Source organism: Pseudomonas sp. GGS8, assembly GCF_024168645.1.
In the GTDB taxonomy this organism is placed as follows: Bacteria; Pseudomonadota; Gammaproteobacteria; order Pseudomonadales; family Pseudomonadaceae; genus Aquipseudomonas.
Genome location: NZ_JALJWF010000001.1, coordinates 2,157,667 through 2,183,727, shown reverse-complemented (window position 1 = coordinate 2,183,727; position 26,061 = coordinate 2,157,667). Strand labels below are relative to the sequence as shown.

The following is a 26,061-nucleotide window of genomic DNA, read 5'->3' as shown; positions in this document are numbered from 1 at the left end:
TTCCTGGCTCGCGATTAATGCAACGACGGTTTGGCGGCTGCTTCGTCGGTTTTCTTGGTTTCAGTGAACAGCAGCAACGGTGCGACGCGCAGGTACTCCATGACTTCCATGTAGTCGCTTTCGCCATCGTCGGACTCTTCCAGGGCGTCTTGCACCTGAGAAATGGCGGCCAGATCCTGCAGCACTTCAGCCGCTTCAGCGCTGAGGGCATATTCGCGACGGGTCAAACCGAAGCCGGTAAGGAAGCCCTGGCACCACTGGCCCAGCGCGGCCGCGCGCTCGGTGAGCGGCGCGTCGTCGCTCGGCAGCAGCAGAACAACGGTCATGTCGTCGCTGGTAAGCTCGCCCTTGACCATTTCTTGCAGGCCGATCAAGGCGTTGCGAACGTTGTCTTGCGGCTCGCCTTCGAGCAGCTCGGCGGCGTCTGCCAGCCAGCTGTCGGCATCGAAACCGGCACCGGCGCAACTGCGACCGAGTAGCAGGCCGTGTAGCTCGGCAGGCGAGACGGGATGGCCGCTGGTGCTCAGCAGGGTGGCGAAGGCTTGGTACGGAGAATTCTGAATGGGCATGGGTAGCTAGGCGCCAGACGGCGCTATGTCTAGAATGAAGGCCTTGTATCCTACATCGACAGACTCGCCAAGACTATTAAAGGCTGTCCGCCAGCTACCTCCCATCAGACGAACACGTGGACACAATGGAAGACACCGACCTGCAAGCGCTGATGGCCAGACTTGAATTGCTGATTACCCGAGTCGAGCAACTTAAGAGTCAAAACGCACTCTTACTAGCTCAGGAAAAGACCTGGCGCGAGGAACGCGCGCACCTCATTGAAAAAAATGAAATCGCCCGGCGTAAGGTCGAATCGATGATTTCGCGCCTCAAGGCCCTGGAGCAAGACTCATGAGTTCAAGTAATAGCGTTACTGTGCAGATCCTCGATAAAGAATATTCGATCATCTGCCCCCAGGAAGAGCGCAGCAATCTGATCAGCGCCGCCCGCTATCTGGACGGCAAGATGCGCGAAATCCGCAGCAGCGGCAAAGTCATCGGTGCCGACCGCATTGCCGTGATGGCTGCGCTGAACATCACGCACGATCTTCTGCACAAGGAAGAACGCCCGGATGTGCAGGCCAGCGGCTCGACCCGCGAGCAGGTTCGCGATCTGCTGGACCGCGTCGATCTGGTGCTGTCGACCGATCCGGATGTCACCAAGGGCTGATTCGCGTGACCGCTTGGGGTATACTCGCATCACTCCCTGGGGTGCTTGCCAGTTGACCACGTCCCTGAGCCGATTCGCACTACCCTGGAGGTTGCACGTTGGGCTGGTGTGCATGTCCGCTAGACGGAAAGCCTTAAAGCCTACTGCATCTTCCACCTTGAACTTTCGGGTTCAAGGGCTAAGTCAGCAGCGGTTCATCCGGGGAGCCTGATTTCAATCCGATGCCGGTTTTCATACCGGCATCGGCATGTTTACGGGTACGCTTTTAGTACTCGCACTTTCTAAAGCCTGAATCCATGACCGAACCTGCGCTGCTGCCCCGCCCGCAACTTCGACGCATGCTGCGCAAGGCCCGCCGCGCACTGACCCCCTGTCAGCAACGCGAAGCCGCTCGCGGGCTGTATAAACAATTGGCCCAGCACCCGCTGTTCCGCCGCGCAAAACACATCTCCCTGTACCTGCCCACCGACGGTGAAATCGATCCGCGCCTGCTGATGCGTGCCGCGCAACGTCGGGGCAAAGCCACGTACCTGCCGGTACTCAGCGCCTGGCCACGAACCAAAATGGTGTTCCAGCGGATTCGCCCCGGTGAAAAGTTCAGACCCAACCGTTTCCGCATTCCCGAACCACGGCACAACCTCGCCCGGCAACGCAAGGTCTGGGCGCTGGATCTGGTGTTGCTGCCGTTGGTGGGGTTTGATGATGTCGGCGGACGCCTGGGTATGGGCGGCGGCTTCTACGACCGAAGCCTGGCGTACCTGGCGCGTCGCAAGAACTGGCGCAAGCCGACGCTGCTGGGCTTGGCCCATGAATGTCAGAAGGTTCAACGATTGGCTCAGGCGAGCTGGGATGTACCGTTGCAGGGCACGGTCACTGACAAGGAGTGGTATTTCGCGGGCTAGACGCCACTGAAATCAGCGGCGTCCAAACGACAGGTTCAGCGCTTGAAGGCCGACCGCTGTTGCTGCGCGATCTCGATGGGAGCATCGGTCTTGTTGGCCCACAGGCTTTGGGCATAGCCGGTGGTCACGACGCCCAAACCGAACAAAATGACCAATATCCATAGTAAATCCGGTTTGCGTTTCATCGATTGCCCCCCTCAAGGCACATCAACACGATGACAGCAGCGGTTTCCGTTTGTAGGCCGTGCAGCAGCGTCAAGCTAAGAAGGCCGGCATTTTGCGACAACGTGAACCGACACGCAAACGCTGGCGTCAACCGACCGTCGGTTTGTCATAAAATTGCCCGACAACTTGCCCACTCACCTCGCAAGGAGCAAAACCATGGCGTATTGGCTGATGAAATCCGAGCCCGACGAACTCTCCATCAAAGACCTGGAGAAGCTTGGCCAAGCGCGCTGGGACGGGGTTCGTAACTACCAGGCACGCAACTTTTTACGGGCCATGACGGTGGGCGATGAGTTTTTCTTCTATCACTCCAGCTGCCCGGAGCCGGGGATTGCCGGGATCGGCAAGATTGTCGAGGCGGCGTATCCGGACCCGACGGCGCTGGAGCCCGAGAGTCATTACTTCGATCCGAAGGCCTCTGCCGAGAAAAACGCCTGGAGCGCGATCGATGTCGCTCACGTCGAGACGTTTCCCAGGGTACTGAAGCTCGACTATCTGAAACAGCAAACGGCGCTGGCCGAAATGCCGCTGGTACAGAAAGGCTCGCGGCTGTCGGTGATGCCGGTGACAGCCGAGCAATGGGTAGCGGTGCTTGATCTGCGCTAAATAATGCACAACCGCCGGTCACTCAAGCCGACCTTGCCAACCGGTCAGGCTTGCCACTCAGTTGACTGACATCAAAGTGCTCAAGCGCTTTCCTGTCAGACTGGGACGCAATAGACGCAGGATGCCGACATGTCGACGCACAGCCGCTCTTCGCTTTTCTTCGTTTTTTTACTGGGGGCTTTGCTACTGGCCGCCGGGGGGGTTGGTTATTGGCGGTCGACCGTTAACCGACTGCCCGAAGGGTTGTACGTGGGCAATGGTCGACTTGAAGCCACAGAAGTGCAGATCGCCAGCAAAACACCCGGTCGATTGGCTGAAGTGCTGGTGGACGAAGGCGACAAGGTAACTCAGGGTCAACTGTTGGCCCGCATGGACACCCGAACCCTCGAAGCCCAGCGCAACCAGGCTGAAGCTGAAGTGATACGTGCCCGGGAAAATCTTTCCGCGGCACAGGCCAATGTGCAACTGCGCCAGAGCGAACAATTGCTTGCCCAGCAAGAGCTCAAGCGCTCCCAGGCGTTGTTCAATCGCGGTTTCGCCAGTGGCCAGATCATCGACCAACAGCAGTCACGCTTCGACACCGCCAACGCCGCCGTTACTGCGGCCCGCGCCCAGGTGTCCGCCGTCGGCGCAGCCATTGGCGCGGCGCAGGCACAAGTGGCTCAGTTAACCAGCGAGATCGACGACAGCAGCTTGCGGGCCCCTATCGACGGGATAATTCAGCTTCGCATGGCCGAACCCGGAGAAGTGCTCGGCGCCGGTGGGCGAGTGTTGCTGCTGATTGACCCGAACGATCAATACATGAACCTCTATCTTGCAGCGTCCGTCGCCGGACGCCTGGTGGTCGGCGATGAAGCACGGATCCTGCTGGACGCCCTGCCCGACCAGCCATTGCCGGCAAAAATCAGCTTCGTGGCGGCCAAATCGCAGTTCACCCCCAAAGAAGTCGAGACCCGCGACGAACGTCAGAAACTGGTGTTTCGGGTCAAGCTACGCCTGACCCGCCCCAGCGCCGTGCCCCAGGCCAAACCGGGGATGCCCGGCAACGGCTACGTGCGCACCGCTCCCATTGGCTGGCCGGCCAATCTTCAATGACCGGCCTGGCACTGCATGCCACCCGCCTTCAGCACCGCTATGGCGAACAGCATGCGCTGGCCGACATCACGCTCAGTCTGCCCACCGGCACTCGGTGCGGATTGATTGGCCCGGATGGCGCCGGTAAATCCAGCCTGCTGGGATTGATCGCCGGCGTGAAGACGCTACAGGAGGGCCAACTGGAAGTGCTCGGTGGCTCGATCCAGGACCGGCGCCACCGCAACAGCCTCTACTCGCGCATCGCGTTCATGCCTCAAGGTCTGGGTGGCAACCTGTACCCTGATCTGTCGATCCGCGAGAACATTCACTTCTTCGCCACACTGTTCGGGCTGTCCAAGGCCGAAAGCGATCAGCGCATGCACAGCCTGCTGCTGGCCACCGATCTACTGCGATTTGCCGAGCGCCCGGCCGGCAAGCTGTCGGGCGGAATGAAACAGAAGCTCGGACTCTGTTGCGCACTGATCCATGAGCCGGACTTGTTGATCCTCGATGAGCCGACTACTGGCGTCGATCCCTTGTCCCGACGGCATTTCTGGGAGTTGATTGATGACGTTCGGCGTCAACGCCCGCAACTGACGCTATTGGTCGCCACCGCGTACATGGAAGAGGCCGAGCAGTTCGAACACTGCCTGATGCTCGATGGCGGCAAGCTGATCGCCGCCGGTTTGAGCCGCGCCCTGGGGGCGGTAACCCCCAGCGGCAAGCTCGATGAAGCCTTCACCCACTTTCAGGGTGAAACCGGCCACGACAACCCACCGCTAGTGATCCCTCCCCGAACCAACGCTACGACCGACATTGCTATTCAGGCCCATGACCTGACCCTGCGCTTCGGCGATTTCACGGCGGTGGACAAGGTCAGCTTCGCCATCGGCCGCGGCGAAATTTTCGGGTTTCTGGGCTCCAACGGTTGCGGCAAAACCACCACCATGAAAGTGCTCACCGGACTGATCCCGGCCAGCGAAGGCAGTGCCACGCTGCTGGGCAATCCGGTGAACGCCAAGGATCTGGCTACCCGCAAGCGCGTCGGCTTCATGTCTCAGAGCTTCTCGCTCTATGGCGAGCTCAGCGTGCGGCAGAACCTGGACCTGCATGCACGACTGTTCGATCTGCCCAAGGCCAACAGCGCTCAGCGCATTGACGAGTTGATCCAGCGCTTCAGCCTGGCCAGTGTCGCCCATCAGCCGTCCGGTGCATTGCCGCTGGGTCTGCGTCAACGGTTATCCCTGGCGGTCGCGGTGCTGCACCGCCCGGAAGTGCTGATCCTCGACGAACCCACCTCCGGCGTCGACCCGGCGGCGCGGGACGACTTCTGGCGACTGCTGATCGAACTGTCCCGCGAACAGGGCGTGACGATTTTCCTGTCCACCCATTTCATGAACGAAGCCCAGCGCTGCGACCGCATCTCATTGATGCACGCAGGCAAGGTACTGGCTTGTGACACCCCGACAGCACTGCAACAGCAGTTCAACGGCCCGACACTTGAGGCTGCATTCGTCACCTGCCTGGAACAGGCTCAGGGCTCGGTCGCAACAGCGGCGACACCAGTGCCCGGCGACACAACGCTCGCCCCCACCATCTCGATGAAAAACCGCCGCTTCAGCTTTGGACGGCTGCGGGCACTGGCGAGTCGTGAAGGCAAGGAACTGCTGCGCGATAAAGTACGTTTGGCCTTCGCTCTGCTCGGGGCGATGCTCATGATGGTGATTTTCGGCTACGGCATTTCCCTGGACGCGGAGAAACTCGCCTTCGCGGTCTACGACCAGGACCAGACCCCACAAAGCCGGGCTTATCTGGAGGCCTTCCGCGGCTCCCGTTACTTCGATGAGCAGCCCCCCATAGACGATCCGGCGCAGTTGCATCGACGATTGCAACGCTCGGAAATCAAATTGGCGTTGGAGATCCCCCCGGGATTCGGCCGAGATCTGTTCGCCGGTCGCCAACCCACAGTGGCGGCCTGGCTCGACGGCGGTATGCCGTTTCGCGCTGAAACCAGCCGCAACTATGTGGAAGCGGTACACCAGGCCAACCTGGAGCAATTGGCGGATCAGTCCAGTCCAGCACCGACCCGGCAAGCGCCAGCCAAACTGGAAACCCGTTTCCGCTACAACCAGGATGTCGTCAGCGTCAATGCCATCGGCCCTGGGGTGATGGCGCTGATTCTGGCGTTCATCCCGGCCATGCTGACTGCGCTGGGCATCGTGCGGGAGAAAGAACTGGGCTCAATCACCAACTTCTACGCCACACCGCTGACCCGCCTGGAGTTCCTGCTGGGTAAACAGGCACCGTATCTGGCCGTCAGCCTGATCAATCTTGCCGTCCTGACAGCCATGAACCGCTGGCTGTTCGGCGTGCCTTTCAAGGGCAGCGCACTGACCCTGGCCTTCGGCGGACTGCTCTACGTGCTGGCGACTACCAGCATGGGCCTGTTGATTTCGGCGTTCACCCGAACCCAGATCGCCGCCATTCTCGGCACCATGATCATCACCAGTCTGCCGACCATCCAGTTTTCCGGTTTGATCGTGCCACGCTCGTCCTTAGATGGTGCGGCCGCGGTCATGGGGATGCTGTTTCCGGCGGGCTACTTTCTCGATATCGCTGTCGGCACCTTTACCAAGGCCCTGGATATCCGGCAGTTGTGGCCGCAATGCCTGGCGCTGTTCGGGTTCTTTCTCGGGTTCACCGGGCTCAGCCTGGCCATGCTGAAAAAGCAGGAGGTCTGATGCATAAGCTTGCGCACATCCTGCGTCTTGGCCTCAAGGAACTCACGAGCCTGCGACACGACAGTGTGTTGCTGCTGTTCCTGTTCTACGCCTTTACAGTGGCGATCTACATGCCGGCCGCGGGCTCAGTGATCGGTGTGCACAACGCCAGTGTGGCCATGGTCGATGAAGATCACAGCCCCATGTCACGCCAACTGGCCCAGGTCCTGCGGCCACCGGAATTCCAGCCGCCGGTGCCGCTGCCTTATGGTCAACTGGACGAGGTGCTGGACAGCGGGCGCTACACCTTCGTGATCAATGTTCCAGCCAATTTTCAGGCCGATCTATTGGCCGGCCGCCAGCCGGCAGTGCAGGTCAACGTCGACGCCACGGCCATGAGCCAGGCGTTCATGGGCGCAGGCTATATCGGGCGGATTTTCCAGCGCGAACTGCTGACTTACAGCGGCCAGGGCGATGCGGCGAGCCAGACACCCGTGCTGCTGACAACACGAGCGCTGTTCAATACCAATCTGGAGGGTGGCTGGTTCCTGGCGGTGATTCAGATCGTCAACAACATCACCATCCTCGCCATCATCCTGACGGGTACAGCGCTGCTGCGTGAACGCGAACACGGCACCCTCGACCATTTGCTGGTGCTGCCACTGACGGCGCTGGAAATCATGCTGGCGAAAATCTGGAGCAACATGCTGGTGGTGGTGCTGTGCACCTGGGTGTCACTGGAAGTCATTGTCAAAGGCGCCCTTGGCGTGCCGCTGGCCGGTTCCCTGAGCTTTTTCTTGCTGGTAACCGCGGTTTATCTGTTCGCCAGCACGGCGCTGGGAATCTTCCTCGCGACCCTCGCCCGCTCGACACCGCAGTTCGGCTTGCTGGCGATTCCGGTGATTATCCCGATGTTGCTGCTTTCCGGGGGCAGTACACCCCTCGACAGCATGCCGCAATGGCTGCAATGGGTGATGCAGGGTTCGCCATCGACGCACTTCGTCAGCCTCAGCGCCGCGATACTGTTTCGCGACGCCGGCATCGGTGTGGTCTGGCCGGACTTGCTGGCATTAAGCGCCATCGGCCTGCTGTTCTTTACCATTGCGCTGCTGCGGTTTCGCAAGAGCCTGGCGTCCTGACGGACTGAGTCGCCCCCACGGGTTCTGCGCAGTTCCTGTGGGAGCGGCGGTGCGGCGATCCGACTTGCCCGCGATGAGGCCAGCCCAGACAACAAAAGGCTTACTGGATAATGAGGTTGTTGAACAACAGATCCTCAACCACCGGTTTGCCAGTCTCGTCGTTCATCACTTGCTGGGTCTGCTTCAAGGCTTCCTGACGCAGCTTTTCCTTGGCTTCGACGTTATTCATGGTTTCGGTGGTCTGCTGCGCAAACAGTGCCACCAACTGATTGCGGATCAACGGCTCATTGGCCTTCACCGCCTTGGTCGCCTCCTCACCGGTCACCCGTAGCGCCACATCGGCCTTGTAGACCTTGAGCTTCGGCGTACCGTCCAACCCATAGTTGCCCACGAACGGCGGGCTCAGGGTGATGTAGTTGACCTTCGGGGCTTCACCTTCTTTGGCTTCTTCGGCCATCGCTGCCACAGGCAGAGACAGGGCCAGCATCAACATGATCCACGCTTTCACAATTCGCTCCTTATCCGGTTTGCGGCCTAGCATAACGACCCGCCGCTCAAGCACAAGCTTATGGCTGACTATCAGGGCCGGGCATGCTCGTTGACCCGTCGACTCACACACCTACACTTATCGGCCATCACTCCCAAAGGAATAGCCCTGATGAAAGCCGTGCTGTGCAAAGCCTTCGGCCCTGCCGAATCGCTGGTGCTGGAAGACGTCGCCAGTCCTGTTGCGAAGAAGAACGAAATCCTGCTGGAGGTGCACGCCGCCGGGGTGAATTTCCCGGACACGCTGATCATCGAGGGCAAATACCAGTTCAAACCGCCCTTCCCGTTTTCACCGGGTGGCGAAGCGGCCGGCGTGGTCAGCGCGGTGGGCGAAAAGGTCAGTCACCTCAAGGTCGGTGACCGGGTCATGGCCCTGACTGGCTGGGGCAGTTTCACCGAGCAGGTCGCGGTGCCGGGCTATAACGTGCTGCCGATTCCGCCATCGATGGACTTCAACACCGCTGCCGCTTTCAGCATGACCTACGGCACGTCGATGCACGCCCTCAAGCAACGGGGCAACCTGCAACCCGGCGAAACCTTGCTGGTGCTCGGCGCGTCTGGCGGCGTCGGCCTCGCCGCCGTGGAAATTGGCAAAGCCATGGGCGCCCGGGTGATCGCCGCCGCCAGCAGCGCGGAAAAACTCGCGGTGGCCAAGGCCGCCGGCGCCGATGAGCTGATCAACTACAGCGAAACCAGTCTCAAGGACGAAATCAAACGCCTGACCGACGGCCAAGGCGCCGACGTGATCTACGACCCGGTGGGCGGCGACCTGTTCGACCAGGCCATCCGCGCCATTGCCTGGAACGGCCGCCTGCTGGTGGTCGGTTTCGCCAGCGGACGCATCCCCGAGCTGCCAGTAAACCTGGCGCTGCTCAAAGGTGCCGCGGTGGTCGGTGTGTTCTGGGGCTCCTTCGCCCAACGCCAGCCACAGGACAATGCGGCGAACTTCCAGCAGTTGTTTGGCTGGTTCGCCGAGGGCAAGTTGAAACCGCTGGTGTCGCAGGTGTATCCGCTGAGCAACGCGGCGCAGGCGATCAATGATCTTGGCCAGCGCAAGGCGGTCGGGAAGATTGTTGTGCAGGTTCGCTGATTATTTTCTAGCCGGGTCGCCGCAGGGCAACCCGGCTCCGTCATCCCTGGACCGACCCTCATGTACACCTGAGCGACATGTTCATAAAGGAACATGCAATCTCCAACATTTCCGCTGTTTTGCCGATGCGAACCGGTGCTATTTTCGGTAACGAAACTGTAGCATTCGCATTCGCAGTCAAAACAAGAAATCTGGAGCTCTTGAATGTTTGCTTTCTTTCGTCCTGCCGCACATCAGGCTCCATTGCCTGAAGAAAAAATAGACAGCACTTACCGACGCCTTCGCTGGCAGATATTCGCCGGGATTTTCATTGGCTATGCGGGTTACTACCTGCTGCGCAAGAACTTCACCCTGGCGTTCCCGGACCTGATCGCCCAAGGCTATACCAAAGGCCAACTGGGTGTGGCGATGTCGGCGATTGCAATCGCCTACGGCCTGTCCAAGTTTCTAATGGGCATCGTGTCCGACCGTTCCAACCCGCGTTACTTCCTGCCCTTTGGCCTGGTGGTGTCCGCCGCGGTGATGTTCGTTTTCGGTTTCGCACCTTGGGCGACGTCCAGCGTGACCATGATGTTCATCCTGTTGTTCATCAACGGCTGGGCCCAAGGCATGGGTTGGCCGCCGAGCGGGCGAACCATGGTGCACTGGTGGTCGCAGAAAGAGCGCGGCAGTGTGGTTTCGGTGTGGAACACCGCGCATAACGTTGGTGGTGGCTTGATCGGCCCGCTGGCGATTCTCGGCATGGGCTGGTTCAACGACTGGCACAGCAAGTTCTACGTGCCAGCGGCCGTGGCGCTGTTGGTTGCCGTGTTTGCCTTCATTGTGATGCGCGATACACCGCAATCGACGGGCCTGCCACCGATCGAAAAGTACAAGAACGATTACCCGGAAGGTTACGACGCCAGTCACGAAGAGGAATTCAGCGCCAAGGACATCTTCGTCAAATACGTGCTGCGCAACAAAATGCTCTGGTTCATCGCACTGGCTAACGTCTTCGTCTACCTGCTGCGCTACGGCATTCTGGACTGGGCGCCGACCTACCTCAAAGAGGTCAAGCACTTCGACTTCGACAAGACGTCGTGGGCTTACTTCCTCTACGAGTGGGCAGGTATTCCCGGCACGCTGCTGTGCGGCTGGATGTCGGACAAGATCTTCCGTGGTAACCGTGGCCTGACCGGCATGGTCTTCATGGCGTTGGTAACCGTTGCGACGATCGTGTATTGGCTGAATCCGCCGGGCAACCCGATGATCGATATGATCTCGCTGTTCGCCATCGGCTTCCTGATCTACGGCCCGGTGATGCTGGTCGGCCTGCAAGCGCTGGAACTGGTGCCGAAGAAAGCCGCGGGTACGGCCGCAGGCTTTACCGGCCTGTTCGGTTATCTGGGTGGTTCCGTCGCGGCCAGTGCCATGATGGGCTATACAGTGGACTACTTCGGCTGGGATGGCGGTTTCATTCTGTTGGTCGTTGCTTGCCTGCTGGCGATGGCGTTCCTGGCACCCACCCTGGGCCACAAGAACGTCGCCAGTCAAAGCCGCGAAGCGCTCGCCTGATCTGCCTTTGATTTGCAACGCTTGAGCCGCGCCTCCAGATTCCGGTCTGGCATGGCGTGGCTACGCAGGGCGCGGGCGGTCTGCTCGACATACTCGCGAGTGGTGCCGTAACGCCCGCAAGCATTTTCAAATACCTGGCTCAGCACGTGATCCGGCAAGTTGCCGGCATAACTGGGCAGGTGCCGTTCCAATACAAATCCCAATGCCTGAACCTGGTTTCCGTTTTCAAGACGGCAGTTGAGCCAATGTGGGCGATAGGACGGAAATGGCATCTCGCGCTGCCAGAGTGCATAAAGTGACGCTTCGAGTTGCTCTTCGGGCAAGCGATAGGCGAATCCGCTGCATGAACCACCGCGATCCAGGCCAAATACCAGCCCGGGCACTTCCGGCGTGCCGCGATGCTCGTGGGACCACAGGTACAAACCGCGATGGTAGCCATGCACCCGGCCACGCACGCGCTCAACCGCCGCACATTCAGGCCGCCAGATCAGCGAACCATAAGCGAACAGCCAGACCGGCCCGCCCTTGTGGCGCGCCATGGTCGACTGCATCGAGCTGAGCAATTGTTCGTGTGTAAGCTGCGGCCCCAGATCGAGCCGCGGAGGGTAAGCCAGATTCAAAAAAGCAGATTCAATGGCACTCATGGCAATAGAATTTCGGCCCTGCAATTATTACAAAATATAAGCAGCCTTCATGTCATAGAACATATAGCAGTAATACTAAAACGAAAAGTACTAAGAGCCCTATGACCTTGCGCCACCTCATAAAAAATCTAATGCTGAAGCTGGAGGGCTTGGCCATATACCCTAATATCATTTAAGAGAATTCTTAAATACCAGAACGAAATATACATAAGCATTCGGCGCGTCTACGATAAAGCTCACTTAGGAGAAAACTCCTACAAACCCTTCGGATTTGCCGCCTGGCCGTTGCAGCTTTACGTCGCGTATAACGGCCACCCAAAAGCGCAAGCCAAACTGCCTCAAAGGCCTGAACAATGAAAAAACCATGGATTTACGGGCTACTTCTAATGCTCACGGCTCAGCACTCGCTGGCCGAGGATACCTCTGCGAAAGACACCGGCTCCTGGTATTTGCAGGCCAGCGTCTATACCAAACACTTCTCCCCCGACTCCGACCACAATAACAATCAGGACCTCATCGGTCTTGAGCGCGAGCAAGCGTCCGGCTGGTTGTTTGGTGGCGCAACTTTTCGCAACTCGTTCAGCCAGCGTTCATATTATGCGTACGCAGGCAAACGCTACGAGAGTGCTGACTATCCCGTGTACATAAAACTCAGCGGTGGTCTGTTGCAAGGTTACAGCGGCAAGTATCAGGACAAGATCCCCCTGAATCACTTCGGGGTCGCGCCGGTGATCATTCCTTCAGTCGGTGCACACTACGGACCATTGGCAGCCGAGCTGGTGTTGCTCGGCTTCAATGCCGCCATGGTGACAACCGGGGTGCGCTTCTAGAACGATTCGCGCACCTACGATCGCGGGGCGTAAGCAAATACATCGGCGCGCATTTGATGGGCATCCATCCCCGCCTCGACCAACGCATCAAGCGTGCCATAGACCATGGCAGGTGAGCCGCTGGCATAGACGTGCAAAGCTTTCAGATCAGGGAAATCTTCGCACACCGCCTCATGCAACATGCCGCAACGCCCCTGCCAGCCGCATTGATCGCTGACGACTTTATGCAGGAACAGATTAGGAAGCTTTTCCCATTCATCCCAATGCTCGATGACATAAAAGTCTTCAGGACGACGCACCCCCCAATACAGATGCACTGGATGCTTGAAACCCGTGGCCCGACAATGTTCGATCAGGCTGTGGATTTGGCCCATGCCGGTACCGGCAGCAATCAGTACCAGCGGACCGTTCGGCAGCTCTGCCAGATGGGTGTCGCCGAACGGCATCTCGATCCGCACTATCGGGTTGCGCTGGAGCTGTTCGATCAGGCTCAGCGCACTGCTTTCGCGCGCCAGCACATGAATTTCCAGATCGCGGCCGGAATGCGGTGCAGAGGCCAGGGAAAAAGCGGATTTCTCGCCATTCTCACGTTCGATCATCAGGTACTGGCCAGCGTGATAGCGCGGTGGCTTGCCGGCAGGCGCACGCAGACGCACGCGCCAGGTATCGCCGCCGACGTCCCTGCATTCAATGACCTGACACGACACGCTACGCACCGGCAGTTCTCCCAGCGCGAGCACGCCATCCCACAGCACGATGCAGTCTTCCAGCGGCTCTGCAATGCAAGTGTAGAACTCGCCATGGTCGCGCACATCGCCCGCCTGTTCGACCCGCCCTTCCACCAGCAACGCGCCGCACACATGGCAATTGCCGTTACGACAGCTTTGCGGGCATTCATAGCCCAGGCGCCGCGCGCCATCGAGAATCCGTTCGCCGGGCAGAATATCCAGCACCGCTCCGGAGGGCTGTAAGGTTACACGCATCAATCTATTCCTAACTGATTCCAGATGGCATCGATCCGTTGGGTAACGGCTTCATCCTTGACGATGACCCGGCCCCACTCGCGGGTGGTTTCGCCTGGCCATTTATGCGTGGCATCGAGCCCCATCTTCGAACCCAGGCCGGAGACCGGCGAGGCGAAGTCCAGGTAGTCGATCGGCGTGTTGTCGATCATCACCGTGTCGCGCTTGGGGTCCATGCGCGTGGTAATGGCCCAGATCACGTCGTTCCAGTCCCGTGCGTTGATATCGTCGTCAGTGACGATAACGAACTTGGTGTACATGAACTGTCGCAAAAACGACCAGACACCGAGCATTACCCGCTTGGCGTGGCCTGGATACGACTTCTTCATGGTCACGATGGCCATGCGGTACGAGCAGCCTTCGGGCGGTAGGTAGAAGTCAGTGATCTCCGGGAATTGCTTCTGCAGGATCGGCACGAACACTTCGTTCAGCGCCACACCGAGAATCGCCGGCTCATCCGGCGGACGGCCGGTGTAGGTACTGTGATAGATCGGTTTGATCCGATGGGTGATGCGCTCGACGGTGAACACCGGGAAGCTGTCGACTTCGTTGTAGTAGCCGGTGTGGTCGCCGTATGGACCTTCATCGGCCATTTCTCCCGGATGGATCACGCCTTCGAGGATGATTTCGGCAGTGGCCGGTACTTGCAGGTCATTGCCGCGGCATTTCACCAGTTCGGTGCGATTACCACGCAACAACCCGGCGAAAGCGTATTCGGAGAGGCTGTCCGGCACCGGCGTCACGGCACCAAGAATGGTCGCCGGGTCAGCGCCCAGGGCGACAGATACCGGGAACGGCTGGCCGGGGTGTTTCTCGCACCACTCGCGGTAATCCAGCGCGCCGCCACGGTGGCTCAACCAGCGCATGATCACCTTGTTGCGACCGATCACTTGCTGACGGTAGATGCCGAGGTTCTGGCGGTCCTTGTTCGGACCTTTGGTGACAGTCAGGCCCCAGGTGATCAGCGGGCCGACGTCGCCTGGCCAGCAGGTCTGCACCGGCAACATCGCGAGGTCGACATCGTCGCCTTCGATGACCACTTCCTGGCACACCGCGTCTTTGACGACTTTCGGCGCCATCGAGATGATCTTGCGAAAGATCGGCAGCTTGGACCAGGCGTCCTTCAAACCTTTCGGCGGCTCGGGCTCCTTGAGGAACGCCAGCAACTTGCCGATTTCGCGCAACTCGCTAACCGACTCGGCGCCCATGCCCATGGCCACCCGTTCAGGGGTGCCGAACAGGTTGCCGAGTACCGGAATGTCATAGCCGGTGGGTTTTTCGAACAACAGCGCCGGGCCTTTGGCCCGCAGCGTGCGATCACAGACTTCGGTCATCTCCAGCACTGGAGAGACGGGGATCTGGATGCGTTTCAACTCTCCGCGCTGCTCAAGCTGCTGCACGAAATCCCGAAGATCCTTGAATTTCATTGATGATGGCACCCCTAAAATAGGCGTACATCCTACCTGCTCTGCCGGCTGCTGGCAGCTTATCGCTGCTGACCTGGTGGCATTAACACCAAAAAAAAATGGCACCCTCTTGGGGTGCCATTCTTGTAGCTCAGTGAGCAGTGTTACTTACGCTTCATCGACAAGAAGAACTCGTCGTTGGTCTTGGTCTGTTTCAGCTTGTCGACCAGGAACTCGATGGCAGAGACTTCGTCCATCGGGTGCAGCAGTTTGCGCAGGATCCACATACGCTGCAGCTCATCGTCGGCTGTCAGCAACTCTTCGCGGCGGGTACCGGAACGGTTGATGTTGATGGCCGGGAACACGCGTTTCTCGGCGATCTTGCGATCCAGAGGCAGTTCCATGTTGCCGGTGCCTTTGAATTCTTCGTAGATCACTTCGTCCATCTTCGAACCGGTTTCAACCAGCGCGGTGGCGATGATGGTCAGCGAGCCGCCTTCTTCGATGTTCCGTGCAGCGCCGAAGAAACGTTTCGGTTTCTCCAGGGCGTGGGCATCGACACCACCGGTCAGCACCTTGCCGGAGCTCGGGATAACGGTGTTGTAGGCACGGGCCAGACGGGTGATGGAGTCGAGCAGAATCACCACGTCCTTCTTGTGCTCGACCAGGCGCTTGGCCTTCTCGATCACCATTTCGGCAACCTGCACGTGGCGGGTTGGCGGCTCGTCGAACGTCGAGGCAACCACTTCACCGCGCACGGTGCGCTGCATTTCGGTTACTTCTTCCGGACGTTCGTCGATCAGCAGCACGATCAGATGAACTTCAGGGTTGTTACGCGCGATGTTGGCCGCGATGTTCTGCAACATGATCGTTTTACCGGCTTTCGGCGGAGCAACGATCAGGCCGCGCTGGCCTTTGCCGATCGGGGCGCACAGGTCGATGACACGACCGGTCAAGTCTTCGGTGGAACCGTTACCGGCTTCCATCTTCATGCGCACGGTCGGGAACAGCGGGGTCAGGTTCTCGAAGAGAATCTTGTTTTTCGCGTTCTCGGGACGATCGTAGTTGATCGTGTCGACCTTGAGCAGCGCGAAATACCGCTCGCCTTCCTTTGGAGGACGGATCTTGCCAACGATGGTGTCACCGGTGCGCAAGTTGAAGCGGCGGATCTGGCTCGGCGAGACGTAGATATCGTCCGGGCCGGCGAGATAGGAAGCGTCAGCGGAGCGCAGAAAGCCGAAGCCGTCCTGGAGAATCTCCAGCACGCCATCACCGGAGATTTCCTCGCCGCTTTTCGCGTGCTTTTTGAGCAGGGAGAAAATCACGTCCTGCTTGCGCGAACGGGCCATATTTTCTATGCCCATCTGTTCGGCCAATTCGAGCAGTTCGGTAATCGGCTTTTGCTTGAGTTCAGTCAGATTCATATAGGAATGACGTAATCATTTATGGAGGGGGGAAATTAAGCTTTTGGCTTAATGAGGCCGCGCCGCAGAGAAGGCGACAGGATCGCGTACTTATTCGAAAAGGAGTGCGTCGGCGACGGCTAGCAGGGGGCAGTGGAGAAACCAGTGCGGGGCCGAATGTACCACCTGAGTTTCGGAGCGTCTAGCCCTCAATAACGAAAAGGCCCCGCAATATGCGGGGCCTTTTCATGACGCTTTATAACAACGCTTAGATGTTGGCGTCGAGGAAAGCGGCCAGTTGCGACTTCGACAGCGCGCCGACCTTGGTGGCTTCGACGTTGCCGTTCTTGAACAGCATCAGCGTCGGGATGCCACGCACGCCATGCTTGGCCGGGGTTTCCTGGTTCTCGTCGATGTTCAGTTTGGCAACGGTCAGCTTGCCTTTGTAGGTCTCGGCAATTTCGTCCAGAACAGGAGCGATCATTTTGCAAGGGCCGCACCATTCAGCCCAGTAGTCGACCAGTACAGCGCCTTCGGCCTTGAGTACGTCGGCCTCGAAGCTAGCGTCGCTAACGTGTTTGATAAGATCGCTGCTCATGGAAGTCTCCAGGTTGTAAGCAAAAAAACGTGGCCCATCATAGCTGCCCTTCCCCCGTTCAGGAAGCCGCAGATGATTGAGTCTCGCTATGGTGCGCCATGAATTTGGGTATAGCTCAAGTCACGAGGTGGCGGGGGCGACAAAGGCAATTCCGGTGCGCAGGGCGGCGTTGCGCACATGCTCCTGCATGGCCTTCTGCGCGGCGCCAGAGGCTCGACGGGCCAGCGCACGGAGGATTTTACGGTGTTCCTGCCAGGTTTCCATGGCCCGTTCGGCCCGGATGAACGGTAGCTTCTGACTCTCCAGAAAGATGTCGGCGCTCGCTGTCAGGATGCTCAGCATCGCCTGATTGCCGCTGGCCAGGAGGATGCGCCGGTGAAACTCGAAGTCCAGTCGCGCCGCCGCATCGAAGTTGGCAGCACGCAATTCGTTGCGCATGGCCGCGACATTGTCTTCCAGTGCATCGAGGTCCTCGGTGCTCAAGGTCACGGCCGCCAAACCGGAGGCAAAACCCTCCAGCGCATAGCGCAACTGGAAGATGTCCAGCGGCGATGCCTGGGCCGCGAATGGCCAGCCTGGCACCGCATCGCCCCGGGGCAGATCGACCGGTGACTGCACGAACACCCCCTTGCCCGGCTGGATGCTGATCACACCCAGCGCACTCAGGGACGATAACGCCTCGCGCAACGACGCCCGGCTGACCCCCAATTGCACCGCCAGGTCCCGTTGCGAGGGCAAGGCATCCCCCGGCCCGAAACCTTGCTCGGTGATCAGTTTGCGGATGGCTTGCAGCGCCACTTCAGGTACTGCGCGGGAGATCGAGTTCATGGTTTTTTCAGACGAACCAGGCCAATGAGCGGCTAGTTGTAAAGCTATTCGCGACATCCGGCAAGTCGTGCCCCATGGGGGTTCGGAATTGTTCACGGATGCGCCATCAGGGTGCGAAACTCTACCCGACTGTTCAGACCAGTAAGACCGAACGACACCAGCAAAACCGTGGCCTGCGCCCCCTGAAACCGAATCTTGGCATGGCCCGTGCTCTGTCGATCCGCAGAAATCACTTCCCGCCGATCCGGAGATTTGCCATGACCCAGCGTTACAGCGCCCTCCTCGCCGCCCTGTTTGCCAGCCTGATGCTGAGCCAGGCTCCCGCCCACGCCGACGGTCTGGAGGATGTGGTCAAACGCGGCACCCTCAAAGTCGCCGTGCCCCAGGACTTCCCGCCGTTCGGTTCGGTCGGCCCGGACATGAAACCTCGCGGCCTCGACATCGATACCGCCAAACTGCTGGCCGACCAACTCAAGGTCAAACTCGAACTGACCCCGGTCAATAGCACCAACCGCATCCCGTTCCTGACCACCGGCAAAGTCGACCTGGTGATTTCCAGCCTCGGCAAAAACCCTGAGCGCGAGAAAGTCATCGACTTCTCCCGTGCCTACGCGCCGTTCTATCTCGCCGTGTTCGGCCCGCCAGACGCCGCCATCAAGGGCCTGGACGACCTCAAGGGCAAAACCATCAGCGTCACCCGTGGCGCCATCGAAGACATCGAGCTGACCAAAGTCGCCCCCGAAGGCGTAACCATCAAACGCTTCGAAGACAACAACTCGACCATCGCCGCCTACCTCGCGGGCCAGGTCGACCTGATCGCCAGCGGCAACGTGGTGATGGTGGCCATCAGCGAGAAAAACCCGAAACGCGTGCCGGCCCTGAAAGTGAAGCTCAAGGACTCGCCGGTGTATGTCGGCGTGAACAAGAACGAGCCGGCGTTGCTGGACAAGGTCAATCAGATCCTGACCACTGCCAAGGCTGATGGGGCGCTGGAAAAGAATTCGCAAACCTGGCTGAAAGAGCCGCTGCCGGCCGATCTCTGATCGTTCGCGCGGGAGACGACTTATGGCTTATCAGTTCGATTTCTTGCCGGTGGTGGAAAACACCGACCTGCTGCTGCGCGGCGCGCTGTTCACCCTTGAGCTGACGGCCGTTGGTGCAGTGTTCGGGGTCGCTCTGGGCATCGTCGGCGCGTTGGTGCGGGCGTGGAACATTCGCCCGTTCGCCGGCATTTTCGGGGTCTACGTCGAGTTGATCCGCAACACGCCCTTTCTGGTGCAGTTGTTTTTCATCTTCTTCGGATTGCCGTCGCTGGGCCTGCAGATTTCCGAATGGCAGGCGGCGGTGCTGGCGATGGTGATCAACCTGGGCGCGTATTCGACCGAGATCATCCGCGCCGGCATTCAGGCGATCCCCCGCGGGCAGCTGGAAGCCGCAGCTGCCTTGGCGATGTCCCGCTTCGAAGCCTTCCGCCATGTGGTTCTGCTGCCGGCGCTGGGCAAGGTCTGGCCGGCCCTGAGCAGCCAGATCATCATCGTCATGCTCGGCTCGGCGGTCTGTTCGCAGATCGCCACCGAAGAGCTGAGTTTCGCCGCCAACTTCATTCAATCGCGCAACTTCCGCGCCTTTGAAACCTATGCCCTGACCACGCTGATTTACTTGTGCATGGCGCTGCTGATACGCCAATTGCTGAATTGGATCGGCCGGCGCTACATAGCCAGGAGCAGCAGCCAATGAGCGATTTCACCTTCTGGGACATCCTGCGCAACCTGCTCACGGGCCTGCAATGGACGCTGGCGTTGTCGCTGGTGGCGTTTATCGGCGGCGGGCTGATCGGTTTGCTGATCATGGTGATGCGGATTTCAAAAAAATCCCTGCCCAGCCACTTCGCTCGCACCTACATCGAACTGTTCCAGGGCACGCCGCTGTTGATGCAACTATTTCTGGTGTTCTTCGGTGTGGCCTTGGCCGGTGTGGAAATTTCGCCGTGGATGGCGGCGGCGATTGCCTTGACGCTGTTCACCAGCGCCTACCTGGCGGAGATCTGGCGCGGTTGCGTCGACTCGATCCCCAACGGCCAGTGGGAAGCCTCGTCGAGCCTGGCACTCAACCCGCTGGAGCAACTGCGTTACGTGATCCTGCCGCAAGCCCTGCGCATCGCCGTCGCGCCGACCGTGGGTTTCTCGGTGCAAGTGGTCAAAGGCACCGCCGTCACCTCGATCATCGGCTTCACCGAACTGACCAAGACCGGCGGCATGCTCGCCAACGCGACCTTCGAACCCTTCATGGTCTACGGCCTGGTGGCGCTCGGTTACTTCCTGCTTTGCTACCCCTTGTCCCTCAGTGCGCGCTATCTGGAAAGGAGACTGCATGCCTCTGCTTAGAATTTCCGCCCTGCATAAATATTACGGCGACCACCATGTACTCAAAGGCATCGATCTGAGTATCGAGGAAGGCCAGGTGGTGGCGATCATCGGCCGTAGCGGCTCGGGCAAATCCACCTTGCTACGCACCCTCAATGGCCTGGAATCGATCAACGACGGTGTGATCGAAGTCGACGGCGAATACCTCGACGCCGCTCGCGCCGACCTGCGCAGCCTGCGGCAAAAAGTCGGGATGGTGTTCCAGCAGTTCAACCTGTTCCCGCACCTGACCGTGGGCGAAAACGTCATGCTTGCGCCACAAGTGGTGCAAAAAGTGCCAAAAATCAAAGCCGCCGAACTGGCGCGGCAGATGCTGGAGCGGGTCGGGCTGGGGGAGAAATTCGACGCCTTCCCGGATCGGCTCTCCGGCGGGCAGCAACAGCGGGTGGCGATCGCCCGGGCACTGGCCATGTCGCCGAAAGTCTTGTTGTGCGACGAAATCACCTCGGCGCTGGACCCGGAACTGGTCAATGAAGTGTTGAGCGTGGTCCGGCAACTGGCCAAGGAAGGCATGACGCTGATCATGGTCACCCATGAAATGCGCTTTGCCCGCGAGGTTGGGGATAAGTTGGTGTTCATGCATCAGGGCAAGGTGCATGAAGTGGGGGATCCGAAGGTGTTGTTTGCCAACCCGCAGACGGCGGAGCTGGCGAATTTCATTGGGACAGTGGAAGCGACAGCCTGAAAATTCTAGATGGCCTCATCGCGGGCAAGCCCGCTCCCACAGGGTTCTGTGTTGAAACGGGATTGTGTGTTCGACGCAAAAACCTGTGGGAGCGGGCTTGCCCGCGATTGACCGCTCAGCGGTCACCGGCTTTCCTGTGCTGGATCAAGGCTTTGAGCCGAACGCGTTGGCGCGAGCGTTTGATCGTGGCAGGATGTCGAGGTTATCGACCGAGACCCCCTGACCATGCCGCTATCCCAAGTCAAGAATCTGTCCCTGATCGCCGCAATCGACCTGGGCTCCAACAGCTTTCACATGGTCGTGGCCAAGGCCCAGAACGGCGAAATCCGGATTCTCGAGCGTCTCGGGGAGAAGGTTCAACTGGCTGCCGGCATCGACGAAGAGCGTCAACTCAGTGAAGAGTCCATGCAGCGCGGGCTCGATTGCCTGAAGCGTTTTGCCCAACTGATCAACGGTATGCCTCCCGGCACCGTGCGGATCGTCGGCACCAACGCCCTGCGCGAAGCCCGCAACCGCGGCGAATTCATCCGCCGCGCCGAAGAAATCCTCGGCCATCCGGTAGAAGTCATCTCCGGCCGTGAAGAAGCCCGTCTGATTTACCTCGGCGTCTCCCACACTCTCGCTGACACCCCAGGCAAGCGTCTGGTGGCCGACATCGGCGGAGGCAGTACCGAATTCATCATCGGGCAGAGATTCGAGCCATTGTTGCGCGAAAGCCTGCAAATGGGTTGCGTCAGCTACACCCAACGCTATTTCAAGGACGGCAAGATCACCCCGGCCCGCTACGCCCAGGCGTATACCGCGGCGCGGCTGGAGATCATGAGCATCGAACACGCCCTGCACCGCCTGACCTGGGATGAAGCCATCGGCTCCTCGGGCACCATTCGCGCCATTGGCCTGGCGCTGAAGGCCGGCGGGCATGGCACTGGCGAGGTGAATGCCGAAGGCCTGGCCTGGCTCAAGCGCAAGCTGATCAAACTCGGCGATGTCGAGAAAATCGACTTCGAAGGCATCAAGCCCGACCGCCGGGCGATCTTCCCCGCCGGGCTGGCGATTCTCGAAGCGATCTTCGACGCCCTCGAACTGCAACGCATGGACCACTGTGAAGGCGCCCTGCGCGAAGGCGTGCTCTATGACCTGCTGGGCCGTCATCATCATGAAGACGTCCGTGAGCGCACGCTCAGCTCGCTCATGGAGCGTTACCACGTTGATCTGGAGCAAGCTGCGCGGGTCGAACGCAAGGCGCTGCATGCCTTCGATCAAGTGGCCGCGGACTGGGAACTGGATGACGGCGTCTGGCGCGAACTGCTGAGCTGGGCGGCCAAGGTCCATGAAGTGGGCCTGGACATCGCTCACTATCAGTACCACAAGCACGGCGCTTACCTGATCGAGCATTCGGACCTGGCCGGATTCTCCCGCGAAGACCAGCAAATGCTCGCACTGCTGGTGCGTGGCCACCGACGCAACATTCCCAAGGACAAGTTCGCTGAATTCGGCGACGACGGCATCAAGCTGATTCGCCTGTGCGTGCTGCTGCGCTTTGCGATTCTGTTCCATCACATCCGCGGCACTCAGGCAATGCCACAGGTCGTGCTGCACGCCAACGGCGACAGCCTGGATGTGTTATTCCCGGAACATTGGCTGGATGACAACCAGTTGACCCAGGCCGACTTCGCTCTGGAAGCCGAATGGCTGACCCGCGTCAGCTTCGTGCTGAACGTGCGCTAAAGCCCCGGAAAGGGCGAATACTATCCCTGTGGCGAGGGATGTCACTAAAACCAAATAGGGCGATCCACATTGGATCGCCCTGTTTTGTCCGCTTTGATCCGCGTTAACGAACCGCCAGAATCGGGCTACCCAACCGCTCCAGCAAGGTGGCCTGGGCACTGCGCGGGTTCTGGTTGCCGGTCGGTGTATTGCGGATGTAGCGACCGTCCGACTGCAGGCTCCAGCTGTGGGTGTTATCGGTGAGATAAAGCTCCAGCTCTTTCTTGACCCGCAAAATCAGCTTCTTGCCCTCGACCGGGAAGCAAGTCTCGACGCGCTTGTCGAGGTTGCGCTCCATCCAGTCGGCACTGGACAAGAACATCTGCTCTTCACCGCCATTGAGGAAGTAGAAGACCCGGGTGTGCTCCAGGAAACGACCGATGATCGAGCGCACGTGGATGTTGTGCGATACCCCGGCGATGCCCGGTCGCAGGCAGCACATGCCGCGCACCACCAGATCGATGCGCACCCCGGACTGGCTGGCCTTGTACAACGCGCGGATGACCTTTGGATCGGTCAGCGAGTTGAACTTGGCGATGATGTGCGCCGGTTTGCCGTCGAGGGCGAATTGCGTCTCCCGGGCAATCATGTCGAGCATGCCCTTCTTCAACGTGAACGGCGCGTGCAACAGCTTCTTCATGCGCAGGGTTTTACCCATGCCGATCAACTGGCTGAACAGTTTGCCGACGTCTTCGCACAAAGCATCGTCGGAGGTCAGCAGGCTGTAGTCGGTGTACAGACGGGCGTTGGCGGCGTGGTAGTTGCCGGTGCCCAAGTGGGCGTAACGGACAATCTCGCCGGCTTCGCGACGCAGAATCAGCATCATCTTGGCGTGCGTCTTGAAACCGACCACACCGTAAATCACCACGGCACCGGCCGCTTGCAGACGGCTGGCCAGTTGCAGGTTGGACTCTTCGTCGAACCGCGCGCGCAGTTCGATTACCGCCGTCACTTCCTTGCCGTTACGCGCAGCATCCACCAGCGCATCAACGATCTCCGAGTTGGCGCCGCTGCGATACAACGTCTGGCGAACCGCCAACACGTGCGGATCCTTGGCCGCCTGACGCAGCAAGTCGACCACCGGGGTGAAAGACTCGAACGGGTGCAGCAGCAGAATGTCCTGCTTACTGATCACGCTGAAAATGTTCTCGCTGTTCTGCAGCAGTTTCGGGATCTGCGGGGTGAACGGCGTGTATTGCAGCTCCGGATGACTGTCCAGGCCGGTGATGCTGAACAGTCGGGTCAGGTTGACCGGACCGTTGACCTGATACAGCTCAGTCTCCTGCAGGTTGAACTGCTTGAGCAGGTAATCGGACAAGTGTTTCGGGCAGGTGTCGGCCACTTCCAGCCGCACCGCATCACCGTAGCGACGGGAGAACAATTCGCCGCGCAGGGCGCGGGCCAGGTCTTCTACATCTTCGGTGTCGACCGCGAGGTCGGCGTTGCGGGTCAGGCGGAACTGGTAGCAGCCCTTGACCTTCATGCCCTGGAACAGGTCATCGGCGTGCGCGTGGATCATCGACGACAGGAACACGTAGTTGTCGCCAGGGCCGCCGACTTCTTCCGGCACCTTGATAACCCGCGGCAGCAGACGCGGCGCCGGGATGATCGCCAGGCCGGAATCGCGACCGAAGGCGTCGATGCCTTCGAGCTCGACGATGAAGTTCAGGCTCTTGTTCACCAGTAACGGGAACGGGTGCGTCGGGTCGAGGCCGATCGGGGTGATGATCGGCGCGATCTCGTCACGGAAATAACGGCGGACCCAAGTCTTGAGCTTGGTAGTCCAGTAACGACGACGGATGAAGCGGACCTGATGTTTTTCCAGCTCCGGCAACAGAATGTCATTGAGGATCGCGTATTGGCGGTCGACGTGACCGTGCACCAATTCACTGATGCGGGCCAGGGCCTGGTGCGGTTGCAAGCCATCGGCGCCGGCCTGCTCACGGGCGAAGGTGATCTGCTTCTTCAGGCCGGCCACACGTATCTCGAAGAACTCGTCCAGGTTGCTGGAGAAGATCAGCAGAAACTTCAGCCGCTCCAGCAATGGGTAGGACTCATCCAGCGCCTGTTCCAGCACGCGGATATTGAACTGCAGTTGCGAGAGCTCGCGATGGATGTACAGGCTGCTGTCATCCAGACCGGGAATGGCAATCGCTGGCGCCGCCACAACGGGCTCGGCCACCACCGCGGGTGGAGCGGGCTCCAGCTCCGGCGGGGTTTCGGCGATTTGCTCCACCACAGGTTGAGCATCTTTTACGGCAACTTCAGTGAGTCCTTCGGTATTCATCGAATGTTCCTGGGAGGGCTATTTTTGCTCTCGTAACAATTGAGCAGCACGGACGGCAAAGTAAGTCAGGATGCCATCAGCGCCTGCACGTTTAAAAGCGGTCAGGGATTCGAGGATAACCCCTTCGCTCAACCAGCCATTCTGGATCGCCGCCATGTGCATGGCGTATTCACCGCTGACCTGATACACAAAGGTCGGCACTTTGAACGCTTCCTTGACCCGATAAAGAATATCCAGGTACGGCATGCCTGGCTTGACCATGACCATGTCCGCGCCTTCTGACAAGTCCGCCGCCACTTCGTGCAGGGCTTCGTTGCTGTTGGCCGGGTCCATCTGATAGGAGGCCTTGTTGGCCTTGCCCAGGTTCAACGCCGAACCCACCGCATCACGGAACGGGCCGTAGTAGGCACTGGCGTACTTGGCCGAGTAGGCCATGATCCGCACATTGACGTGACCGGCCAGCTCCAGCGCTTCGCGGATCGCCTGAATACGGCCGTCCATCATGTCTGACGGGGCCACCACTTGAGCGCCGGCTTCGGCGTGGGACAAAGCCTGTTTAACCAGTGCGTCGACAGTGATGTCGTTCTGTACGTAGCCTTCTTCGTCGAGGATGCCGTCCTGACCGTGGGTGGTGAACGGGTCCAGGGCAACGTCGGTGATCACACCCAACTCCGGGAACTGCGCGCGTAGAGCACGGGTGGCGCGCTGAGCGATGCCGTTGGGGTTCCAGGCTTCGGCGGCGTCCAGGGATTTGAGCTCCGATGGCGTCACCGGAAATAAGGCCAGCGCCGGAATCCCCAGTTCCACCCACTTGGCCGCCTCTTCAATCAACAGATCGATCGTCAGGCGTTCGACACCCGGCATCGAAGCCACCGCTTCGCGACGGTTTTCACCGTCCAGCACGAACACCGGCAGAATCAAATCATCGACAGTCAGTACGTTTTCACGGACCAGTCGACGCGAAAAATCATCACGACGGTTGCGACGCAGGCGGGTTGCAGGAAACAAACGGTTGGCGGGGGTAAAGCTCACGGCAGACTCCTGAGCCCGCGCTGGCGGGCGAGCGTGACAGTTATAAGCGGCCATTATGACCA

At 59.6% G+C, this 26,061-nt stretch carries 26 protein-coding genes and 1 other RNA gene; 16 read left to right on the top strand and 11 right to left on the bottom strand.

Translation table 11 applies throughout. The features are described 5' to 3' along the window. Window positions 1-14 precede the first annotated feature (14 nt). Window positions 15-569 carry a YecA family protein gene (locus J3D54_RS09675; protein WP_253417687.1) on the bottom strand — a complete coding sequence of 185 codons (555 nt, stop codon included), beginning with the start codon at window positions 567-569 and terminating at the stop codon, window positions 15-17. Between the two features lie 125 nt (window positions 570-694). On the opposite strand from J3D54_RS09675, the gene J3D54_RS09670 reads away from it, so the two are divergent. The 4 genes from J3D54_RS09670 (at window position 695) to J3D54_RS09655 (ending at window position 2,120) form a co-directional block, all read left to right on the top strand. Further along, window positions 695-904, top strand: a complete 210-nt coding sequence (locus J3D54_RS09670; protein ID WP_007940359.1) for a TIGR02449 family protein — start codon at window positions 695-697, stop codon at window positions 902-904. Then, entirely contained in the window at window positions 901-1,218 is a 318-nt protein-coding gene (locus J3D54_RS09665; RefSeq protein ID WP_105340714.1) for a cell division protein ZapA, read from the top strand. The genes J3D54_RS09670 and J3D54_RS09665 overlap by 4 nt, the downstream gene beginning before the upstream one ends. Before the next feature lie 30 nt (window positions 1,219-1,248). After that, window positions 1,249-1,427: non-coding RNA, 6S RNA (gene ssrS / locus J3D54_RS09660), on the top strand. An 87-nt stretch (window positions 1,428-1,514) separates the two neighbouring features. Then, window positions 1,515-2,120: a 5-formyltetrahydrofolate cyclo-ligase gene (locus tag J3D54_RS09655; protein ID WP_253417686.1), complete on the top strand. Its 606-nt coding sequence runs from the start codon at window positions 1,515-1,517 to the stop codon at window positions 2,118-2,120. 35 nt (window positions 2,121-2,155) lie between these two features. On the opposite strand, the gene J3D54_RS09650 is transcribed toward J3D54_RS09655, so the two are convergent. Further along, on the bottom strand, window positions 2,156-2,305 hold the full coding sequence (locus J3D54_RS09650) for a hypothetical protein (protein ID WP_253417685.1): 150 nt from the start codon (window positions 2,303-2,305) through the stop codon (window positions 2,156-2,158). Window positions 2,306-2,501: 196 nt separating this feature from the next. Between J3D54_RS09650 and J3D54_RS09645 the strand changes: the two genes are divergently transcribed. The 4 genes from J3D54_RS09645 to J3D54_RS09630 all read left to right on the top strand — a co-directional run bounded on the left by J3D54_RS09645 (window position 2,502) and on the right by J3D54_RS09630 (window position 7,884). Then, window positions 2,502-2,951, top strand: coding sequence for an EVE domain-containing protein (locus J3D54_RS09645; protein WP_253417684.1), 450 nt, complete (start codon window positions 2,502-2,504; stop codon window positions 2,949-2,951). A gap of 129 nt (window positions 2,952-3,080) precedes the next feature. Continuing rightward, window positions 3,081-4,046: an HlyD family secretion protein gene (locus J3D54_RS09640; protein WP_253417683.1), complete on the top strand. Its 966-nt coding sequence runs from the start codon at window positions 3,081-3,083 to the stop codon at window positions 4,044-4,046. Further along, window positions 4,043-6,766 carry a ribosome-associated ATPase/putative transporter RbbA gene (rbbA, locus tag J3D54_RS09635; RefSeq protein WP_253417682.1) on the top strand — a complete coding sequence of 908 codons (2,724 nt, stop codon included), beginning with the start codon at window positions 4,043-4,045 and terminating at the stop codon, window positions 6,764-6,766. Before J3D54_RS09640 ends, rbbA begins: the two co-directional genes overlap by 4 nt. Beyond that, window positions 6,766-7,884, top strand: a complete 1,119-nt coding sequence (locus J3D54_RS09630; RefSeq protein WP_253417681.1) for an ABC transporter permease — start codon at window positions 6,766-6,768, stop codon at window positions 7,882-7,884. The genes rbbA and J3D54_RS09630 overlap by 1 nt, the downstream gene beginning before the upstream one ends. 100 nt (window positions 7,885-7,984) lie before the next feature. Here the strand turns inward: J3D54_RS09630 and J3D54_RS09625 are convergent, their stop codons facing one another. Further along, a complete protein-coding gene (locus J3D54_RS09625) occupies window positions 7,985-8,392 on the bottom strand; it encodes a flagellar basal body-associated protein FliL (RefSeq protein WP_253417680.1) in 408 nt (135 codons plus the stop codon). Window positions 8,393-8,542: 150 nt separating this feature from the next. Here J3D54_RS09625 and J3D54_RS09620 point away from each other — a divergent pair, with 150 nt between their 5' ends. Beyond that, complete coding sequence (locus J3D54_RS09620; RefSeq protein WP_253417679.1) at window positions 8,543-9,520, top strand: NADPH:quinone oxidoreductase family protein; 978 nt, start codon at window positions 8,543-8,545, stop codon at window positions 9,518-9,520. A 204-nt stretch (window positions 9,521-9,724) separates the two neighbouring features. Continuing rightward, a complete protein-coding gene (gene glpT / locus J3D54_RS09615; protein WP_253417678.1) occupies window positions 9,725-11,074 on the top strand; it encodes a glycerol-3-phosphate transporter in 1,350 nt (449 codons plus the stop codon). Here glpT and J3D54_RS09610 read toward each other — a convergent pair. Beyond that, window positions 11,050-11,718: a gamma-glutamylcyclotransferase gene (locus tag J3D54_RS09610; protein WP_253417677.1), complete on the bottom strand. Its 669-nt coding sequence runs from the start codon at window positions 11,716-11,718 to the stop codon at window positions 11,050-11,052. The genes glpT and J3D54_RS09610 overlap by 25 nt on opposite strands. A gap of 353 nt (window positions 11,719-12,071) precedes the next feature. Between J3D54_RS09610 and J3D54_RS09605 the strand changes: the two genes are divergently transcribed. After that, window positions 12,072-12,548 (top strand): sn-glycerol-3-phosphate transporter, encoded by a 477-nt coding sequence (locus J3D54_RS09605; RefSeq protein WP_301293335.1) that lies wholly within the window; start codon window positions 12,072-12,074, stop codon window positions 12,546-12,548. A 14-nt stretch (window positions 12,549-12,562) separates the two neighbouring features. Here the strand turns inward: J3D54_RS09605 and J3D54_RS09600 are convergent, their stop codons facing one another. The 5 genes from J3D54_RS09600 to J3D54_RS09580 form a co-directional block, all read right to left on the bottom strand. Further along, entirely contained in the window at window positions 12,563-13,531 is a 969-nt protein-coding gene (locus tag J3D54_RS09600) for a CDP-6-deoxy-delta-3,4-glucoseen reductase (protein WP_253417676.1), read from the bottom strand. Next, the gene (ubiD, locus tag J3D54_RS09595; protein WP_007940347.1) at window positions 13,531-14,997 is read right to left on the bottom strand and encodes a 4-hydroxy-3-polyprenylbenzoate decarboxylase; all 1,467 of its coding nucleotides are present in this window, start codon (window positions 14,995-14,997) and stop codon (window positions 13,531-13,533) included. The genes J3D54_RS09600 and ubiD overlap by 1 nt, the downstream gene beginning before the upstream one ends. A 143-nt stretch (window positions 14,998-15,140) precedes the next feature. Continuing rightward, window positions 15,141-16,400, bottom strand: a complete 1,260-nt coding sequence (gene rho / locus J3D54_RS09590) for a transcription termination factor Rho (RefSeq protein WP_007899384.1) — start codon at window positions 16,398-16,400, stop codon at window positions 15,141-15,143. Window positions 16,401-16,647: 247 nt separating this feature from the next. Then, complete coding sequence (trxA, locus tag J3D54_RS09585) at window positions 16,648-16,977, bottom strand: thioredoxin TrxA (RefSeq protein WP_003206727.1); 330 nt, start codon at window positions 16,975-16,977, stop codon at window positions 16,648-16,650. 120 nt (window positions 16,978-17,097) lie between these two features. Then, window positions 17,098-17,805 (bottom strand): FadR/GntR family transcriptional regulator, encoded by a 708-nt coding sequence (locus tag J3D54_RS09580; RefSeq protein WP_253417675.1) that lies wholly within the window; start codon window positions 17,803-17,805, stop codon window positions 17,098-17,100. Window positions 17,806-18,062: 257 nt separating this feature from the next. Here J3D54_RS09580 and J3D54_RS09575 point away from each other — a divergent pair, with 257 nt between their 5' ends. From J3D54_RS09575 to ppx, 5 genes are all read left to right on the top strand, one after another. Then, complete coding sequence (locus tag J3D54_RS09575; protein ID WP_018927568.1) at window positions 18,063-18,848, top strand: transporter substrate-binding domain-containing protein; 786 nt, start codon at window positions 18,063-18,065, stop codon at window positions 18,846-18,848. 22 nt (window positions 18,849-18,870) lie between these two features. Further along, window positions 18,871-19,542: an amino acid ABC transporter permease gene (locus tag J3D54_RS09570; RefSeq protein WP_253417674.1), complete on the top strand. Its 672-nt coding sequence runs from the start codon at window positions 18,871-18,873 to the stop codon at window positions 19,540-19,542. Continuing rightward, the gene (locus J3D54_RS09565) at window positions 19,539-20,189 is read left to right on the top strand and encodes an amino acid ABC transporter permease (RefSeq protein WP_007899375.1); all 651 of its coding nucleotides are present in this window, start codon (window positions 19,539-19,541) and stop codon (window positions 20,187-20,189) included. Before J3D54_RS09570 ends, J3D54_RS09565 begins: the two co-directional genes overlap by 4 nt. Continuing rightward, window positions 20,176-20,913 carry an amino acid ABC transporter ATP-binding protein gene (locus J3D54_RS09560; protein ID WP_253417673.1) on the top strand — a complete coding sequence of 246 codons (738 nt, stop codon included), beginning with the start codon at window positions 20,176-20,178 and terminating at the stop codon, window positions 20,911-20,913. Before J3D54_RS09565 ends, J3D54_RS09560 begins: the two co-directional genes overlap by 14 nt. A gap of 225 nt (window positions 20,914-21,138) precedes the next feature. After that, a complete protein-coding gene (gene ppx, locus J3D54_RS09555; protein WP_253417672.1) occupies window positions 21,139-22,641 on the top strand; it encodes an exopolyphosphatase in 1,503 nt (500 codons plus the stop codon). Window positions 22,642-22,744: 103 nt separating this feature from the next. Here ppx and ppk1 read toward each other — a convergent pair whose 3' ends face one another. Both ppk1 and hemB read right to left on the bottom strand, forming a co-directional pair. Then, entirely contained in the window at window positions 22,745-24,967 is a 2,223-nt protein-coding gene (ppk1, locus tag J3D54_RS09550) for a polyphosphate kinase 1 (RefSeq protein WP_007940338.1), read from the bottom strand. Between the two features lie 18 nt (window positions 24,968-24,985). Next, on the bottom strand, window positions 24,986-25,999 hold the full coding sequence (hemB, locus tag J3D54_RS09545) for a porphobilinogen synthase (RefSeq protein ID WP_253417671.1): 1,014 nt from the start codon (window positions 25,997-25,999) through the stop codon (window positions 24,986-24,988). Window positions 26,000-26,061: the final 62 nt, after the last annotated feature.

Excerpts from the sequence above, each read along its gene's own strand:
- J3D54_RS09675 (WP_253417687.1), bottom strand. The coding sequence starts at position 569 with ATGCCCATTCAGAATTCTCCGTACCAAGCCTTCGCCACCCTGCTGAGC.
- J3D54_RS09670 (WP_007940359.1), top strand. The coding sequence starts at position 695 with ATGGAAGACACCGACCTGCAAGCGCTGATGGCCAGACTTGAATTGCTG.
- J3D54_RS09665 (WP_105340714.1), top strand. The coding sequence starts at position 901 with ATGAGTTCAAGTAATAGCGTTACTGTGCAGATCCTCGATAAAGAATAT.
- J3D54_RS09655 (WP_253417686.1), top strand. The coding sequence starts at position 1,515 with ATGACCGAACCTGCGCTGCTGCCCCGCCCGCAACTTCGACGCATGCTG.
- J3D54_RS09650 (WP_253417685.1), bottom strand. The coding sequence starts at position 2,305 with ATGAAACGCAAACCGGATTTACTATGGATATTGGTCATTTTGTTCGGT.
- J3D54_RS09645 (WP_253417684.1), top strand. The coding sequence starts at position 2,502 with ATGGCGTATTGGCTGATGAAATCCGAGCCCGACGAACTCTCCATCAAA.
- J3D54_RS09640 (WP_253417683.1), top strand. The coding sequence starts at position 3,081 with ATGTCGACGCACAGCCGCTCTTCGCTTTTCTTCGTTTTTTTACTGGGG.
- rbbA (WP_253417682.1), top strand. The coding sequence starts at position 4,043 with ATGACCGGCCTGGCACTGCATGCCACCCGCCTTCAGCACCGCTATGGC.
- J3D54_RS09630 (WP_253417681.1), top strand. The coding sequence starts at position 6,766 with ATGCATAAGCTTGCGCACATCCTGCGTCTTGGCCTCAAGGAACTCACG.
- J3D54_RS09620 (WP_253417679.1), top strand. The coding sequence starts at position 8,543 with ATGAAAGCCGTGCTGTGCAAAGCCTTCGGCCCTGCCGAATCGCTGGTG.
- glpT (WP_253417678.1), top strand. The coding sequence starts at position 9,725 with ATGTTTGCTTTCTTTCGTCCTGCCGCACATCAGGCTCCATTGCCTGAA.
- J3D54_RS09610 (WP_253417677.1), bottom strand. The coding sequence starts at position 11,718 with ATGAGTGCCATTGAATCTGCTTTTTTGAATCTGGCTTACCCTCCGCGG.
- J3D54_RS09605 (WP_301293335.1), top strand. The coding sequence starts at position 12,072 with ATGAAAAAACCATGGATTTACGGGCTACTTCTAATGCTCACGGCTCAG.
- J3D54_RS09600 (WP_253417676.1), bottom strand. The coding sequence starts at position 13,531 with ATGCGTGTAACCTTACAGCCCTCCGGAGCGGTGCTGGATATTCTGCCC.
- ubiD (WP_007940347.1), bottom strand. The coding sequence starts at position 14,997 with ATGAAATTCAAGGATCTTCGGGATTTCGTGCAGCAGCTTGAGCAGCGC.
- rho (WP_007899384.1), bottom strand. The coding sequence starts at position 16,400 with ATGAATCTGACTGAACTCAAGCAAAAGCCGATTACCGAACTGCTCGAA.
- trxA (WP_003206727.1), bottom strand. The coding sequence starts at position 16,977 with ATGAGCAGCGATCTTATCAAACACGTTAGCGACGCTAGCTTCGAGGCC.
- J3D54_RS09580 (WP_253417675.1), bottom strand. The coding sequence starts at position 17,805 with ATGAACTCGATCTCCCGCGCAGTACCTGAAGTGGCGCTGCAAGCCATC.
- J3D54_RS09575 (WP_018927568.1), top strand. The coding sequence starts at position 18,063 with ATGACCCAGCGTTACAGCGCCCTCCTCGCCGCCCTGTTTGCCAGCCTG.
- J3D54_RS09570 (WP_253417674.1), top strand. The coding sequence starts at position 18,871 with ATGGCTTATCAGTTCGATTTCTTGCCGGTGGTGGAAAACACCGACCTG.
- J3D54_RS09565 (WP_007899375.1), top strand. The coding sequence starts at position 19,539 with ATGAGCGATTTCACCTTCTGGGACATCCTGCGCAACCTGCTCACGGGC.
- J3D54_RS09560 (WP_253417673.1), top strand. The coding sequence starts at position 20,176 with ATGCCTCTGCTTAGAATTTCCGCCCTGCATAAATATTACGGCGACCAC.
- ppx (WP_253417672.1), top strand. The coding sequence starts at position 21,139 with ATGCCGCTATCCCAAGTCAAGAATCTGTCCCTGATCGCCGCAATCGAC.
- ppk1 (WP_007940338.1), bottom strand. The coding sequence starts at position 24,967 with ATGAATACCGAAGGACTCACTGAAGTTGCCGTAAAAGATGCTCAACCT.